This window comes from Streptomyces sp. NPDC005492, assembly GCF_040605995.1.
Lineage (GTDB): Bacteria > Actinomycetota > Actinomycetes > Streptomycetales > Streptomycetaceae > Streptomyces.
This window is the reverse complement of record NZ_JBEXDX010000027.1, coordinates 98,527-113,225: the sequence shown is the minus strand read 5'-3', so window position 1 is coordinate 113,225 and position 14,699 is coordinate 98,527. Positions and strand designations below refer to the sequence as shown.

At 69.1% G+C, this 14,699-nt stretch carries 14 protein-coding genes and 1 rRNA gene; 4 read left to right on the top strand and 11 right to left on the bottom strand.

Annotation, left to right across the window (positions count from 1 at the left end):
* Both rrf and ABZT04_RS30340 read left to right on the top strand, forming a co-directional pair.
* Positions 1 to 77 (top strand): 5S ribosomal RNA (gene rrf, locus ABZT04_RS30345); the annotation flags it as partial.
* A 71-nt stretch (positions 78 to 148) separates the two neighbouring features.
* On the top strand, positions 149 to 694 hold the full coding sequence (locus ABZT04_RS30340) for a GNAT family N-acetyltransferase (RefSeq protein WP_356060165.1): 546 nt from the start codon (positions 149 to 151) through the stop codon (positions 692 to 694).
* 27 nt (positions 695 to 721) lie between these two features.
* Here ABZT04_RS30340 and ABZT04_RS30335 read toward each other — a convergent pair whose 3' ends face one another.
* The 9 genes from ABZT04_RS30335 to ABZT04_RS30295 all read right to left on the bottom strand — a co-directional run bounded on the left by ABZT04_RS30335 (position 722) and on the right by ABZT04_RS30295 (position 12,003).
* Complete coding sequence (locus ABZT04_RS30335) at positions 722 to 2,161, bottom strand: type IV secretory system conjugative DNA transfer family protein (protein ID WP_356060164.1); 1,440 nt, start codon at positions 2,159 to 2,161, stop codon at positions 722 to 724.
* A gap of 6 nt (positions 2,162 to 2,167) precedes the next feature.
* Positions 2,168 to 3,601 carry an ATP-binding protein gene (locus ABZT04_RS30330; protein WP_356060163.1) on the bottom strand — a complete coding sequence of 478 codons (1,434 nt, stop codon included), beginning with the start codon at positions 3,599 to 3,601 and terminating at the stop codon, positions 2,168 to 2,170.
* Positions 3,602 to 3,608: 7 nt separating this feature from the next.
* A complete protein-coding gene (locus ABZT04_RS30325; protein WP_356060162.1) occupies positions 3,609 to 5,168 on the bottom strand; it encodes an SCO6880 family protein in 1,560 nt (519 codons plus the stop codon).
* The gene (locus tag ABZT04_RS30320; protein WP_356060161.1) at positions 5,165 to 6,481 is read right to left on the bottom strand and encodes a hypothetical protein; all 1,317 of its coding nucleotides are present in this window, start codon (positions 6,479 to 6,481) and stop codon (positions 5,165 to 5,167) included. Before ABZT04_RS30320 ends, ABZT04_RS30325 begins: the two co-directional genes overlap by 4 nt.
* A complete protein-coding gene (locus ABZT04_RS30315) occupies positions 6,471 to 7,310 on the bottom strand; it encodes a hypothetical protein (protein ID WP_356060160.1) in 840 nt (279 codons plus the stop codon). The genes ABZT04_RS30320 and ABZT04_RS30315 overlap by 11 nt, the downstream gene beginning before the upstream one ends.
* Before the next feature lie 142 nt (positions 7,311 to 7,452).
* Complete coding sequence (locus tag ABZT04_RS30310) at positions 7,453 to 7,761, bottom strand: hypothetical protein (protein ID WP_019065418.1); 309 nt, start codon at positions 7,759 to 7,761, stop codon at positions 7,453 to 7,455.
* Positions 7,762 to 8,120: 359 nt separating this feature from the next.
* Complete coding sequence (locus tag ABZT04_RS30305) at positions 8,121 to 9,434, bottom strand: S53 family peptidase (protein ID WP_356060159.1); 1,314 nt, start codon at positions 9,432 to 9,434, stop codon at positions 8,121 to 8,123.
* Between the two features lie 332 nt (positions 9,435 to 9,766).
* Positions 9,767 to 11,140, bottom strand: coding sequence for a S53 family peptidase (locus ABZT04_RS30300; protein WP_356060158.1), 1,374 nt, complete (start codon positions 11,138 to 11,140; stop codon positions 9,767 to 9,769).
* 272 nt (positions 11,141 to 11,412) lie between these two features.
* Complete coding sequence (locus ABZT04_RS30295; protein WP_356060157.1) at positions 11,413 to 12,003, bottom strand: TetR/AcrR family transcriptional regulator; 591 nt, start codon at positions 12,001 to 12,003, stop codon at positions 11,413 to 11,415.
* A gap of 74 nt (positions 12,004 to 12,077) precedes the next feature.
* On the opposite strand from ABZT04_RS30295, the gene ABZT04_RS30290 reads away from it, so the two are divergent.
* Positions 12,078 to 12,992: an oxidoreductase gene (locus ABZT04_RS30290; RefSeq protein WP_356060156.1), complete on the top strand. Its 915-nt coding sequence runs from the start codon at positions 12,078 to 12,080 to the stop codon at positions 12,990 to 12,992.
* Positions 12,993 to 12,997: 5 nt separating this feature from the next.
* Here ABZT04_RS30290 and ABZT04_RS30285 read toward each other — a convergent pair whose 3' ends face one another.
* Positions 12,998 to 13,381: a VOC family protein gene (locus tag ABZT04_RS30285; protein WP_356060155.1), complete on the bottom strand. Its 384-nt coding sequence runs from the start codon at positions 13,379 to 13,381 to the stop codon at positions 12,998 to 13,000.
* Positions 13,374 to 13,652, bottom strand: a complete 279-nt coding sequence (locus ABZT04_RS30280; RefSeq protein ID WP_356060154.1) for a DUF397 domain-containing protein — start codon at positions 13,650 to 13,652, stop codon at positions 13,374 to 13,376. The genes ABZT04_RS30285 and ABZT04_RS30280 overlap by 8 nt, the downstream gene beginning before the upstream one ends.
* Positions 13,653 to 13,827: 175 nt before the next feature.
* Between ABZT04_RS30280 and ABZT04_RS30275 the strand changes: the two genes are divergently transcribed.
* On the top strand, positions 13,828 to 14,616 hold the full coding sequence (locus tag ABZT04_RS30275) for a trypsin-like peptidase domain-containing protein (RefSeq protein ID WP_356060153.1): 789 nt from the start codon (positions 13,828 to 13,830) through the stop codon (positions 14,614 to 14,616).
* Positions 14,617 to 14,699 lie beyond the last annotated feature (83 nt).

The window sequence follows — 14,699 nt, the reverse complement described above, 5'->3', positions numbered from 1 at the left end:
CGAACCCGGAAGCTAAGCCTTACAGCGCCGATGGTACTGCAGGGGGGACCCTGTGGGAGAGTAGGACGCCGCCGAACAAATATTGCGAAAACCCCCGTACCGTTAATTCGGTACGGGGGTTTTCTGCGTTTCGGCTACCGTGGCTGATATGAACTACAAGATCCGGTCGATACATGCCGACGAGTGGGCCGCGGCGAAGGAGCTGCGGCTCGTCGCCCTGCGGGATCCCGTCGCGCATCTTGCCTTTTTGGAGACCTACGACACCGCGGTGGCCCGGCCGGACTCCTTCTACCAGGAGCGGGCCGCAGGGGCCGCCGAAGGCGCTGACGGGGCTCAGCAGATCATTGCCGAGGGGCCGGACGGGGAGTGGGTCGGGACGGTGACCGTGCTGCTTGAGGAGGCCGGGACCGTCGACTGGGCCGGCTTTCCGGTCGAGCGGAAGCAGGGGCATCTCGTCGCGGTGTTCGTGCGCCCGGAGGTTCGGGGCATCGGGCTGACCGAAGTGCTCTTCGACGCGGCCCTGGAATGGGCCTGGGGGCGCGGTGTCGAGCGGGTGCGGCTCATCGTCCACGAGCACAACGAACGGGCGCGGCGGTTCTACGGCAAGGTCGGCTTCGTCCCCACGGGCATCACCGTGCCGCTGGGCGGACAGGCGGACGAGCGTGAGCTGGAGATGGCGATCGAGCGGCCGTAGGGCAGGAAGCGGCGGTAAGTCTGGACATTACGCCGGGAGTTCGTGGTGGGGCCAGCGTGCCTTGGCCTGTTCCATGGAGCGGAGGAGGGCCAGGGTCGGCATGCCTCGGTCTGCCCCGGTGGCCAGTAGATCGGGGAGTTGGGGGAGGGGGGCCACGGCGGCGACGTCGTCCAGGACGAGCGTGATTGGTGGGTCGAGGCGACCGGCCGATGACCGTTCGGCCATGTGCCGGCCGCGCTCGACCACGCTTGATGCGAGGGCGGTGAGCAGAGGCATCGCACCCGGGTTCGTACGGGGGTCCTCGATGGATTCACCGACCAGGTAAAGCGTGCCCCCTTCGTTCGCGAAGGAATCCAGGCTGACCGCATCAGTTCTGTTGGGTGTGCACGCTTCGCGGATGTTGACCGTGAAGAGCGAGGACAGCGCGCGGCTCGTCAACTCCTGGGCGATGTCCCGGCGTTCGGGGTGCGAGGTGAGCGCGGCTTCCAGTTCGCCCGCCGAGCCGGCGGCCGCCTTGGGGTTCGTGCGGAGGGTTCGTACCGCGTCCTGGATCTGGGTGCCCTGGGCCCAGCGGTGGACGTGGCGGATGGTGCGGCCGTCGATGGCGGCGGCGTGCAGATAGCTCCGCAGGAGCGTTTCGGCCGTGTCCGCGACCGCCTGGTCGATCTTTGCCGTGGGGCGGACGGGGGTGAGGAGGGCGGTGGCTCTTTTCAGCGCCGTCTGCTTGTCCTCGCAGCCTGTCGTGGGGGACCAGTGCAGGCGGGCCGGGGTGTCGCAGAGGTGGGCGGGGTCGTAGAGGAGGATCGGGCCCAGTTTGGCTCGGGCGTCCTTGGTGTCCTGCCAGATGGCGGGGTTCGAGGTGATGACCAGTGCGGCGCCCTCCGCGTCCCGTATGGCTTGGGTTGCGGTGGTGTGGCGGGTTTCCGTGGGTGCCAGGAGGATTTTCTCCCAGCCGGCCACACTCACGACCTGTTCAACGACGACTGGAGGGGCTGAGACGGGGGGTGCGAGCGGTGCCTGTTCGACGAGTGCCGTCGGTTGGGGTTCCGGTCTCTGGGCCGGCACCACCTCAGGTACCGCCTCAGGGGGCCGCTGCGCTGTCGTCCTGGCCCTCGCCCGTACCGCTCGCCATCTCGCCACCGTGCCCATGGTGAACACGGTCAGGACGAACAGGACCATCAACTGGCCGATAAACAGGCCCCAGAAGAGGCCGTAGCCGGAGAGCTGGGTCGGTGGGGTGTCGGGCCAGGCGCCGGGGAGGTCGTGCGGCCGGCCGATCAAGTGGCGCATGGCCAGGGGGGTGCGGGTGAAGGTCACGCCGTCGGGCCAGGTGCTGTGGGAGAACCAGCCGGCCAGTCCCGTGGCCGACCACACCAGCAGGGTCATGCCGAGGAGGAACGCGAGCAGGCCGATCAGCAGGCCGTCGGGGATGCCTCCTCGGCCCTCCCGTTCGTCGTTCGGTCTCATCTCACCTCACGCCACCGTTGACTCGGAGGAGCCGTCGAGATCGCTCAGGTGCTGTTCCATGAAGGCCGCCGCGCGTTCCTCCGCCTCCAACTCGGCGGCGCGCAGGGCGTCGTCGGTCAGTTCGCGGTCGTGGTCGCGGGAGGACTGGGTCATCGCGCGGTCGGTGAAGACGAGCGGGCGTTCCGTCTCGGTGATGAGGTGTTTGACCACCTGGACATTGCCGTTGACGTCCCAGACCGCGATGCCGGGGGTGAGAGTGGGGATGATCTCGACCGCCCAGCGTGGTAGGCCCAACACCCGGCCTGTGGCGCGTGCTTCGTCCGCCTTTTGGGCGTAGATGGTCCGCGTCGAGGCCATTTTCAGGATCGCCGCCGCCTCCTTTGCCGCCGCGCCGTCGACGACGTCACTCAGGTGGTGGACGACCGCCACGAACGACAGACCCAACCGGCGGCCGAACTTCAGCAGGCGCTGGAAGAGTTGGGCCACGAACGGGCTGTTGATGATGTGCCAGGCCTCCTCGACCAGGAAGATGCGCTTCTTCCGGTCGGGGCGGATCCAGGTGTGCTCCAGCCAGACGCCGACGATCGCCATCAGGATGGGCATGGCGATGGAGTTGCGGTCGATGTGGGACAGGTCGAAGACGATGAGCGGGGCGTCGAGGTCGATGCCGACCGTCGTCGGGCCGTCGAACATGCCGCGCAGGTCGCCGTCGACCAGGCGGTCGATGACGAGTGCCACGTCCAGGCCCCACGCCCGTACGTCGTCTATGGCGACGTTCATCGCCTCGGCCGACTCCGGCTCGGGGTGGCGCAGTTGCTCGACGATGTCCATGAGGACCGGCTGGCGTTCGACGATCGTCTCGTTGACGTAGGCGTGCGCCACCTTCAGCGCGAAGCCGGAGCGCTCGTCGAGGCCGTGGCCCATCGCCACCTCGATGATGGTTCGGAGCAGGGCGAGTTGGCCCGTGGTGGTGATCGCCGGGTCGAGGGGGTTGAGGCGGATTCCCATGTCCAGGGCGGCTGTTGGGTCCAGGCGGATGGGGGTTATCCCCAACTCCTCCGCGATCAGGTTCCATTCGCCGACGCCGTCCTCGCCCTGGGCGTCGAGGACGACGACCTGGCGGTCGCGGAAGCGCAGTTGCCGTAGGACGTACGTCTTCTCCAGGGCCGACTTGCCGTTGCCCGACTCGCCCAGCACCAGCCAGTGGGGGGCGGGGAGTTGCTGGCCGTAGAGCTGGAAGGGGTCGTAGATGTAGCCCTTGCCGGAGTAGACCTCGCGGCCGATGATGACGCCTGAGTCGCCGAGGCCGGGAGCGGCCGTCGGGAGGTAGACCGCCTGGGCCTGGCCCGTGGAGGTGCGGACGGGCAGGCGGGTGGACTCGATCTTGCCGAAGAGGAAGGACGTGAAGGCGTCGGTCAGGATGGACAGCGGATCCCGCATCTGAGCCCTACCTCCGGATGCCGGTGGCGAAGGGGAGTGTGTTCACGAACGCGCGGTGGTGCTCGCGGTCGCACCACTCCAGCTTCAGATAGGACTTGCCGGCGGACGCCCTTATCGTGCGCTTGTCGCGCGCCAGGGCCTCGGGGTTGCGGGAGGAGACGGTGATGTAACCGACCAGGTTGACGCCGGCCGCGCCGCTCGCCAGGTCCTCGCCGCGCTGGTCCATGCGGGAGTGGGCGGCGACGTCGCGGGGGTCGACGGTGCGGTTCATCTTGGCGGCGCGGGAGGCGTCGGCCGCGTCGTTGGTCTTCTCGGTCAGCATGCGTTCGATGGCGACCTCGGTGGGTTCGAGGTCCATGGTGACGGCGACCGTGCGGATGACGTCCGGGGTGTGGACGAGGAGCGGGGCGAGGAAGTTGACGCCAACCGGGGTCATCGGCCACTCCTTCACCCAGGCCGTGGCGTGGCACCACGGGTCGCGGGTGGAGGACTCGCGGGTCTTCGCCTGGAGGAACGTCGGTTCCATGGCGTCGAGTTCGGCCGGCCAGGCGTTGCGCTTCGTCATCGCCTGGAGGTGGTCGATGGGATGGTCCGGGTCGTACATGGAGTGGATGAGCGAGGCGAGCCGGCCCTGGCCGAGCGGCTGCCGTACGCGGATGTCCGCCTCCTGCAACCGCGAGCAGATGTCAGTGAGTTCACGCGCCATGACGACCGCCAGACCCGCGTCCCGGTCGAGCTTGCGGCCCGCGTGGGGGCGGGTCGCGCGGGCCATCGCGTGGGCCTCGGCGGAGAGTTCGCGGGTGAAGTGCATGCAGGCCACGAGGTAGGCGCGGTGCTGCTCGCTGCTGGTCGACACCATCGACTGCAGTTGGTCGTACGACTGCTGCAGCCAGGTCAGGGACTTCTCGTCGCCGCGCTGGGCGACGTCCTTGGCGTGGGCGTCCGGGTCGGCGGGGAGCGTGCGGGCGAGCATCTGGAGGCGGGTGACGAAGCCGTCGCCGTTCGCCACGTGCTTGAGGAGGGTGCCGAAGCGGTCGACGAGGGCCTCCTGGTCCTCGCTGTCGCGCAGGCCGACGCCCGGTCCCTCGATCTCGATCGCGGCGGTGACCGTACGGCGGTCGGCGTGCAGGAGTACCGCGATCTCGTCCGGGCCGAAGGGCGCGGCCAGCCAGTTGATCCGGCCGATGCCGGGCGGCGGGCCGATCTCGACCTCGCGTCCGTCGAGGTGGACGCCGGCCTCCATGACGGAGGAGCGGTACACCGTGCCGTTGCGCAGGGTCCGCTTGTAACTGCGGTTGATCTCGAACCACTTGTAGAACGTACGGCGCTTGTACGGCACGTAGACCGCCATCAGCGCGAGCATCGGGAAGCCCGTGAGGAGCACGATGCGCAGGGACAGGACGGGGACGAGGAGTCCGCTCATCATGCCGAGGAAGGCGCCCAGGATGATGAGCGCGATCTCGCCGGTCTCACGATTCTTGCCGACGATCGCGTTCGGCCGGGCACGGCCGATGAGATATGTCCGGCGGGGCGTGATCGGATGGGACAGGTGGGACTCTGTCGTCAACGCCCTTCACCTCCCGTGCGGTTGTTGCGGGCGTTGCTGGCGTGCGGGGTGTTCACCGGGCTCTGGCGGGGCGGGGGCGCGGCGGAGGGGACGGCTCCACCACCGCCGCTCGGCGTGCGGCTGCTGTGCGCCGCGACGCCGCCGGAGACCGGGTTGGAGGGGCGGGCGCCGCCGCCGGACGAGGACTGGCCGCCCCCGCCGTCGTTCGTGCGGGCGCTGTGGGTCTTGATGCCCTGGGCGACCATGGTCGCCGGGGAACTGATGACGGCCGCGGCCTTGCCCTCGGCGCCCTGCATGATGCGGTTGTTGCGGCCGTTGGCGATGTCGTCGCCGAAGCCGGGGACGAATCGGTAGATCATCGCGCTGGCGAAGATGGCGAGCAGGATGATGGCGAGGCCGGAGACGACGGCGGAGAACGAGTCGGGGCCGTCGGCGGAGGACAGTGCGCCGGCCAGGCCGAGCACGATGACGATGACTGGTTTCACCAGGATCACCGCGATCATGATGCCCGCCCAGCGGCGGACGTGGCTCCACAGGTTCTTGTCGACGAGGCCCGCGTAGACGACGGTGCCGAGGAGGGCGCCGACGTAGAGGAGGGCGGCGCGGATGACGAGCTCCAGCCAGAGGACGCCGGCGGCGAGGATGCTGACCAGGGAGACGACGATCAGCATGATCGGGCCGCCGCCGATGTTGTTGCCCTTGGACAGGGCGCTGGAGAAGTTGCCGAAGAAGGTGTCCTGGTTGCCGGTCGTCTTCGCGAGGACTTCCGTGATGCCGTCGGTGGCGGAGACGACTGTGTACAGGATCAGGGGTGTGAACGCGGAGGCGATGACGGTGAGCCAGAGGAAGCCGATGGCCTCGGAGATCGCGGTGGTGAGGGGGACGCCTCGGACCGCGCGCTTCGCTACCGCGAGGAGCCACAGGAGGAGGGTGAGGATCGTGGACGCGGCGAAGACGACGGCGTACTGCTGAAGGAACTTGGCGTTCGTGAAGTCCACGTTCGCGGTGTCCTTGACGGCGTCGCTGAGCTTGTCGATGGTCCAGGAGGCGGCTTCTGCGCAGCCCTTGGCGAGGGAGGAGAGGGGGTCGAGGGTGTCTGTGGTGCTGGGGGTGGTGCCGCCGGTGGTGGCGCTGTTGCCGCGTTCGCAGTACTTCTTGGCGTCGCCGACGATGGCCCCGCAGTCGACGCTCTTGGACGGCGAGGGGGAGGGGCTGGGCGCGGCCACGGCATGGGTGGCCAGCAGCACGAGTGACGTCTGTACGGCCGTCACGATGCCGGCGAGCCTGAGCACGCGTTGCGGGTTACCGGGCATACGTGAACCCTCCGTACTCGTCGATGGCCTTGCTGATCTCGTCCGAGGCGGCAGCCGTGTCGTCGCCGGGTACCGGGGCGGGGCCGTCCTTCTGGGAGTCCGCGGCGATCTTCCAGTCGCCGCCAGACCACTGAAGGTCGAAGGTCCAGGTCTTCCACGAGGTGGTGACGGGGTCGGTCGAGGTCTGTCCGGCCATGCCGAGGAGCCCCACGTACCAGACCGCGACCTTCGCGCTGGTGTCGCTGTACTGCTGGGTGGTCGTGCCCACCGGGATCACGCGCGAGACGAACGTGCTGCCGGTCGGGGCGTTGCCGTTGGCGTCGAGGCCCAGCTTGCTGAGGAAGTCGGCCGAGTAGGCCTGATCCATCCGACCCGTCAGTCTGCTCGCTTCGGCGGGTGTGTAGAGGGTGTTCACCAGCGTGTGCCGGATCTCCTTCTGGAACATGCCGGTCGAGCCCAGCGAGACGGAGTAGTTCGCCGCCGCCGACTGCGCGCCCTGTTCGTTGTGCGCGAACCCCGAGGGAATTCCACCGGTCTTCGTCTCCACCGGCTTCGTCCCGCTGGCCGCCGTCGACGAGGAATCAGGCTTCGCGCCGCTGGTCGTGCTTCCGTCTGTCGACGTGGAGTTGTCGTCGCCGCGGTTCGCGAAGGCGATGGCGGCGATGAGGAGGACTACTACTCCGACGACCGTGACGAGGCTTCTGGAGGAGGAGCGGGGGCCTCTGCGGGCGCCGCCGTAGATGTCGCCCCCGCCCTGGGGCAGGCGTGTTCGGGTCTGGCCGGTGCCGCCGTAACCGCCGGAGGTCTCGTGCTCGTCTCCGGGACTCATGCCGGGTACGTCCCTTCGCCGTCGTCCAGAAACATCTGGAAGTACGACGGTAGCCGTGCTGGTTCCCGCGCGGGCGCGGTGTGGTGACTCGACATCAGGGAAACGCAACCTCAGCGGGGAGAGGGGGACTTGCCGGGCTCGGCTATACGGCCATGCCGTACACGATCGTGAAGAGGGTGCCGAGGGAGCCGATGATGAAGACCCCGGTCAGACCGGCGACGATGAGGCCCTTGCCCTGTTCCGCGCTGAACGTGTCGCGCAGCGCCGTCGCGCCGATGCGCTGTTTGGCCGCACCCCATACGGCGATTCCGAGGCAGAGGAGGATGGCGACGGCCATCACGACCTCGATCATCACCTTCGCCTCGTTGCCCAGACTGCCGAAGGGGCCCCAGTCAGGAGCGATCCCCCCGATGATGGTGTTGATGTCTCCCTTGTCGGCCGCGAAGAGCATGTAAGTCACCGCCCCTGGTGGGTAGTTCCGCATCCCCTGCGGGTGCGCAGAGGTCAGGCATCATTGTCGCCGACAAAGGCGCCGTCCGATGTCGACTTGGCGTCATTGATTGGCGGGTTTCGTACGAATACACCGTACGGTTACACCGTACGGTCACTCTGTGTATCACGCTAGGTAACGCCGGGCAACGAGGCCGGATCGGAACCTGGGCGTGGTTCGGTCGTTAGCCCCTGATCGATGTTCTCACGTCGAACGGGCCGCGGCTGGATGCCGCGGCCCGTTCCGTCATGCCACGTGTGGCCCCCACGACCCACTGTGGCATGACAGGTGACTGGGGGTCAGACAGGGGATCAGGGGAATCAGTTGGTGAAGGCCGAGATCCCCTCCGGGGTGCCCCAGCCGGTCGGGCCGTCGTAGCCGGTCTCGGCGGTGCAGAAGTACGCCGTCGAGCAGGTGCCGTTGTAGCCGCTGGTCACGTCGTTGAGGGACGAGGTGCCCGCGTAGTCGTAGGGGTACTGCGCCGGGTAGGTGCCGCTGGCCGGGGTGCCGGCCAGGGCGTAGACGCCCGCGATGATCGGCGCGGAGACGCTGGTGCCGCCGAAGGTGTACCAGCCGGCGGTGACGCCGTAGGAGTCGTAGACCGAGACGCCGGTGGCGGGGTCGGCGACGGCGGAGACGTCGGACTCCATGCGCTTGGTGCAGCCGGTGTCGGTCTGCCAGGTGGGCTTGGCGTCGTAGGAGGAGCAGCCGGAGCCGGTGCCCTCGGTGCTGGAGGTGCGCCAGACGGCCTCGGTCCAGCCGCGGGTGGTGGAGGAGGTGGAGAGCTTGGTGCCGCCGACCGCGGTGACGTACTGGGAGGTCGCCGGGTACTCGGCGCCGTAGGCGCTGTCACCGGAGGAGACGGTGATGGCCACGCCCGCGTGCTTGTAGTACGAGGTGTCGTACGTCGTCTGGGCCGAGGACTCCGAGCCGCCGTAGGAGTTCGACACGAACTTCGCGCCCAGGGCGACGGCCTCGTTCTCGGCGGTGCCGAGGTTGGCGTAGCTGGCGCTGGTGGCCTCGACGAGGGTGATGTTGCACAGCGGGCAGATCGCGCTCGCCATGTCGAGGTCGAGGGAGATCTCCTCGGACCAGCCGGCGTCGGAGGTGGGCAGCGAGGTGGTGGAACCGGTCTGGCTGACCTTCTTGAAGCAGCCGTTGGCCGTGGTGCAGGCGGAGAGGCCGTAGTACGAGCGGTAGGTCGCGAGGTCGGCCTCGGCGTTGGGGTCGTTGTACGCGTCGACGATCGCGATGGTCTCGCCGGAGCCGTTGGAGGCGGCGGCGGAGGTCAGGCCGTAGGCGGACCGGAGGTTGGTCGGGCTGTAGCCGGAGGGGGTCGACGCGTCGGCCGCCTTGGGGGTGATGCCGGTCTTCGCCGCCTGCATCTTCTGGAAGGCGGTGAGGCCGCCGGTGACGCGGTAGGACTTGCAGGTGAGGTCGCCCGTGTGCTTGGGGGTCGCACAGGGGGTGGCGGCGTAGGTCACCTTCGTGGAGGTGGTGGTGCTCTGTGCCGCGTCCGCCTGTACGGCGGTGCCGAGGCCGGTGAACACCAGCGCGGCGGTGGCTATCGCGGCGGATCCGATGCGGCGCCATCTACCGTGCGTGTGGGGGGAGTTGGGGGTGGTGGTACGCAAGGTGCAGCCTCCTGAGTCGGTGGAACAGGGGCAGTGCGGGTGCGCGTCGCCGGTACGGATTCCCCGGCCGTGGGGGGCGGTTCGCGATGACCATCTCTTGTTGAGTACGTGACAACAAGAGGCTGCTGGAATCATGACTTCCGGCTTACCGAACGGGGTCTGGTCCTTTACCAAACCCACAGGTTTTTCATGGGAGTTGGGGCCTCAGAGCACGGCGAACGGGCCGCGGCTGGTTGCCGCGGCCCGTTGCCACTTGCTCCGCCGAGGGGACCCCACGTCCCCCTCTGGTCGGCGGCTCCCCGTGACCCGACGGGGAGGTCTCGCGGGGTGTGTCAGCCGGTGAAGGCGGACACGCCCTCCGGGGTGCCCCAGCCGGTCGGGCCGTCGTAGCCCGAGGTGGCGGTGCAGAAGTAACTCGTCGAGCAGGAGCCGTTGTTGCCGCTCGTCACGTCGTTCAGCGCGGAGGTGCCAGCCGCGGCGTACGGGTAGGAGGCCGGGTAGTCGCTGCTGCCCGGGGTGCCGGCGAGGGCGTAGACCGAGGCGATGATCGGGGACGAGGCGCTGGTGCCGCCGTAGGTGCCCCAGCCGGTGCCGTCGGAGCCGTAGGTGTCGTAGACCGAGACGCCCGTGGCCGGGTCGGCGACCGCGGAGACGTCGGAGATCATGCGCTTGGTGCAGCCGGTGTCGGTCTGCCAGGAGGGCTTGGCGTCGTACGCCGAGCAGCCGGAGCCGGTGCCCTCGGTGCTGCTGGTCTTCCAGACGCTCTCGGTCCAGCCGCGGGAGGTGGAGGACGTGGAGAGCTTGGTGCCGCCGACCGAGGTGACGTACTGCGAACCGGCCGGGTACTCGGCGCCGTAGGCCTCGTCGCCCGCGCTGGCGGTGATGGCGACGCCCGGGTGCTTGTAGTACGAGGTGTCGTACGACGTGTCCGAGGATGACTCCGAGCCGCCGTAGGAGTTCGAGACGAACTTGGCGCCGAGCTTGACGGCCTCGTTCACCGCGGTGCCCAGGTTGGCGTCGCTCGCCGACTTGGCCTCGACCAGGAGGATGTTGCAGTTCGGGCAGGCCGCGCTGACCATGTCGACGTCGAGGGACTCCTCGCCGGCCCAGCCGCTGTCGGCGGTCGGCAGGGAGGTCGTCGAGCCGGTCTGGCTGACCTTCTTGAAGCAGCCGTTGGCCGTGGTGCAGGCGGAGAGGCCGTAGTAGTCGCGGTAGGTCGCGAGGTCGGACTCCGCGTTCGGGTCGTCGTAGGCGTCGACGATGGCGACGGTCTCGCCCGAGCCGTTCGAGGCGGCGGCGCTGGCCAGGCCGTAGGCGGACTGGATGTCCGAGGGGCCGTAGCCGGTGGGGTCGTCGGTGGCGGCCTTCGGCGAGATCGTCTTCGGGGCGATGCCCTTCAGCGCGGCCTGCTTCTCCATGAAGGCGGTGGTGCCGCTGGTCACGCGGAACGCGTTACACGCGGCGTAGGCCTTCTTCGGGGTCGCGCCGCAGCCGAGCTTCGCGTACTGCACATGGGCCTTGGCGACCTGCGCGGCGACGGTCCTGGCGCTGACCTTCTTGCTGCTCGCGGTGGTGTCGGCGGCCGCGCTCGCGTGGGCCGCGGTGCCGAGTCCGGCGATCAGGAGCGCGGCGGTCGCGGCGGCGGCGGAACCGATTCTGCGCCAGTTGCCGCGTATGTGGGGGGAGTTGGGGGGTGACGTACGCAACGTACAGCCTCCAGAGAGAGGTGGGCAGAGGCCTGCGGGGTGGGGGGTCCACCGGTGAGGTTCCCGGTGGGGGCGGCGGCCCGCGTCGACCATCTCTTGTTGAGTACGTGACAACAAGGAGGGTTCCGGAATTCTGACTTCCGCGTTACTCAAGGGGGTTGTGGGATTGCTGATCAATGGCGCCGGGATGGCACGGCGATGGTCCCGGCTTGACTCTCTCCACCGAAAATCCACAGCGTGACGCGCGTTGACAAGCGCCAAGGGGTGCTCTGTCAGCGGGGCTTGAGGCCGTTCAGCAGGTGGTGGACGAGGGTCGGGACGCCGGTGACGGCGGCCTCGGGCGTGAAGGTGCCCTGGGCCGCGAGGGACGCCATGCCGTGGAGGGCCACACCGGCCACCAGGCCGATGGTCCAGGGGTCGCCGGGGACGATCTCGCCGTGCTCCTGGGCCTCGGCGATGACCCGCACGAAGAGGGCCGTCGTGCTGTCGACGGCCGTCCTCAACTGCTCGGAGATGTCCGGGTCGTGCTTGCGGGAGTACATGACCTCGACCAGCTCGGCGTTGGTCACCGCGAAGTGCACGTATGCCGTGGCCAGCGCGGTGAGGCGCTCCTCCAGGGGCAGGGCCGGGGCGTCGGCCTCGTCCAGCGTCTGCGCCATGCGCTCGAAGCCGGACAGGGCCAGGGCGTCGACGAGGGCCTGCTTGTCCTTGAAGTGCCGGCCGGGGGCGGCGTGGCTGACGCCCACGTCACGGGCGAGTTCGCGCAGGGACAGGGCCGCGACGCCCTTCTCCAGCAGGGTGCGCTCCGCGCTCGCGAGCAGGGCGGAGCGCAGGTCTCCGTGGTGATAGGGGCGTACGGCCATGGTGAACATCCTATCGAGGGCCGTCGCCGATGTTGTCATTGACATCATTGTTGGCGTTGCCTACATTGGATGTCATGGCGAAGAAAACGACTGACAAGAGCGTGTGGAACGCGACACGGATCCCCGACCTCTCCGGCCGTACGGCGGTCGTCACGGGCGCCAACAGCGGTATCGGCTTCGCGGCCGCCGCAGAGCTGGCCCGGGCGGGTGCGCACGTGGTGTTCGCGGTACGGGACCCGGAGCGGGGGCGGGCCGCGGCGGCGAAGGCGAGCGGCAGCACCGAGGTGCGGCGGCTGGACCTCGCGGACCTGGCGTCCGTGCGGGAGTTCGCCGCGGGCTGGGACGGTCCGCTGGACCTGCTCATCAACAACGCGGGCGTGATGATGCTCCCCGAGCTGCGGACGCGGGACGGCTTCGAGATGCAGCTCGGCACGAACCACCTGGGCCACTTCGCCCTCACGAACCTGCTGCTGCCGCACATCACCGACCGGGTGGTCACGGTCGCCTCCGGCGCGCACCGGATGGGTGACGGCGTCATCCACTTCGACAACCTGAACCTGGAGGGCGACTACAGCCCGCAGCGCGCCTACTCCCAGTCCAAGCTGGCCAACCTGCTCTTCACCCTCGAACTCCAGCGAAGGCTGGCCGAGGCGGGCTCACCCGTCCGCGCCCTCGCGGCCCACCCGGGCTGGGCGGCGACCAACCTCCAGAGCCACACGGCGAACCCGGTCGGACGCGCGCTCATGGCCCTCGGCAACAAGGTGGTGGCCCAGGACGACAAGGCCGGCGCCCTGCCCACACTGTTCGCCGCGGTCGAGGACCTGCCCGGCGCGAGCTACGTCGGCCCGGGCGGGCTGGGCGAGATGCGCGGGGCGCCGACGCTGGTGGGGCGGAGTGCGGCGGCGAGCGATGTGGCGGCGGCGCGCCGGCTGTGGACGACTTCGGAGGAGCTGACCGGGGTGCGCTTCTCGGTGGGGGTGGTGGCCTGACGCCGTCAACTCCAGGTGCGGGCCCGGGCGTTGAAGACGGCGGGGTCGCTGTGGACGGGGAGGACGCAGAGGAGGTGGCCGCCGGGGGCGCGCAGTACCCGGCACTCCAGCCAGCGGGCGATCTGGGTGGCGCCGAGGGCGAGCAGACGGGCGGTCTCCGCCTCCACGTCGTCGGTCTCGATGTCGATGTGGAAGCGCGGGTCGGTGTCGTCGATCGACTGAACCGCCGTGACCAGCCCGGGGATCGCCTCGTGCAGTCTGGTGAACTGCTCCTCGGCGGGGTCCGGTTCGGCGGGGGCGCCGAGTGCCGCCGACCAGAAGGCCGCCGCGGCCGCGGCCTCCGGCCCGGGGGTGTCGATCAGCAGGGCGAAGACGCGACTTCTATGCATGCGGCGGGTGTTCCGAGTCATCCGTCTCCCCCACGTTCTCCACGCCTTCGACGAAGTGGTCGAACTCCCCTGCCTGTACGCCGAGTACGAAGGCGTTCCACTTGCGGCGGTTGGTGGTGACGATGTTGGTCGGGTCGCTGGTTTCGCGGAGGTAGACCGGGGTCTCGTCGTCGTCCCCCGCGCCGAAGGCGATCTCGATCCAGGGGCCGGGGCCGGTCGCGTCCGGTGGCGCGGCGCGTTCCCAGGTGAGGTCGGGGGGGAGGTCGGACACGGGGATTTTCCTCTTTCTGGGGCCGGGGTGGCTTCGAGTATGGCTCAGGGGGCAGGAGAGGCGGGGGGACAGTACGGTGGACTGACCGCCGAACGAAACCGCATGAGCCGTTCACAGCGAAATCTCAGCCGACGTCGACGTCCTTTCTCACCTTCGTGGGACAAAGTGGGGGCCGATGAAGCGCAGCTCACGCACCTCCCGTTCCGCTCGCCTCGCGGGCAACCGCCGGTACACGCTGTTCGTCACCGTGGTGACGCTGGCGCTGACCTCGGCGTCCGTGGCGACCGCCGACGACGGTCCCGGGCCCTTCGGGGTGACCACCGTGACCGAGGCGAGCAAACAGAGCGCGCGCGTGGGGGCACTGTTCGGGGCGGCCCATGCCACCAGACTCGTCGGCGGGCACCACTGCACCGCGTCCGTGGTGCACAGCGCCGGGCACGACCTCATCGTCAGCGCGGCCCACTGCCTGGACGGGGACCCCGGTGACGTGTTCGTGCCGGGATACCGGGACGGCACGGCGCCGTACGGAGTGTGGAAGATCGAGCGGCGGTTCCTGCCCGACGGGTGGTCCAAGGGGCAGGCCGAGGACAGCGACATCGGGTTCGCCACGGTCGCCGAGGAGGACGGCAGGAATATCGAGGACGTGGTCGGGGCCGACCGGTTCGTGACCGGGATGGCGACCGGGGCCACGGCGGTGACCATCACCGGGTATCCCTCCACCACCGACCAGCCCATCAGTTGCACCAACAAACCCACCGTGCACAGCACCACCCAGCAGCGCATCGACTGCCCGGGCTTCCCCGGCGGCACCAGCGGCAGCCCCTGGGTGAACGGCGACCAGCAGATCGTCGGTGCCATCGGCGGGCACGAGCAGGGCGGGGCGACGCCTGACATTTCGTACAGTGTCGTCTTCGGGAAAGAGGCGGCCGAGTTGTACAGGGACGCGACGACCGACCCGGAATAGGGCCCTATAAGGATCGGTGCGAGGCGGGGCCCACTCGCTGAATACGCGTCAGATGTGGCGGAAGCACGGCGAAATGCCGCCAC

What these genes read in the sequence shown, in the direction of transcription:
- ABZT04_RS30340 (WP_356060165.1), top strand. Translation starts at nt 149, where the DNA reads ATGAACTACAAGATCCGGTCGATACATGCCGACGAGTGGGCCGCGGCG.
- ABZT04_RS30335 (WP_356060164.1), bottom strand. Translation starts at nt 2,161, where the DNA reads ATGAGACCGAACGACGAACGGGAGGGCCGAGGAGGCATCCCCGACGGC.
- ABZT04_RS30330 (WP_356060163.1), bottom strand. Translation starts at nt 3,601, where the DNA reads ATGCGGGATCCGCTGTCCATCCTGACCGACGCCTTCACGTCCTTCCTC.
- ABZT04_RS30320 (WP_356060161.1), bottom strand. Translation starts at nt 6,481, where the DNA reads ATGCCCGGTAACCCGCAACGCGTGCTCAGGCTCGCCGGCATCGTGACG.
- ABZT04_RS30315 (WP_356060160.1), bottom strand. Translation starts at nt 7,310, where the DNA reads ATGAGTCCCGGAGACGAGCACGAGACCTCCGGCGGTTACGGCGGCACC.
- ABZT04_RS30310 (WP_019065418.1), bottom strand. Translation starts at nt 7,761, where the DNA reads ATGCTCTTCGCGGCCGACAAGGGAGACATCAACACCATCATCGGGGGG.
- ABZT04_RS30295 (WP_356060157.1), bottom strand. Translation starts at nt 12,003, where the DNA reads ATGGCCGTACGCCCCTATCACCACGGAGACCTGCGCTCCGCCCTGCTC.
- ABZT04_RS30290 (WP_356060156.1), top strand. Translation starts at nt 12,078, where the DNA reads ATGGCGAAGAAAACGACTGACAAGAGCGTGTGGAACGCGACACGGATC.
- ABZT04_RS30285 (WP_356060155.1), bottom strand. Translation starts at nt 13,381, where the DNA reads ATGCATAGAAGTCGCGTCTTCGCCCTGCTGATCGACACCCCCGGGCCG.
- ABZT04_RS30275 (WP_356060153.1), top strand. Translation starts at nt 13,828, where the DNA reads ATGAAGCGCAGCTCACGCACCTCCCGTTCCGCTCGCCTCGCGGGCAAC.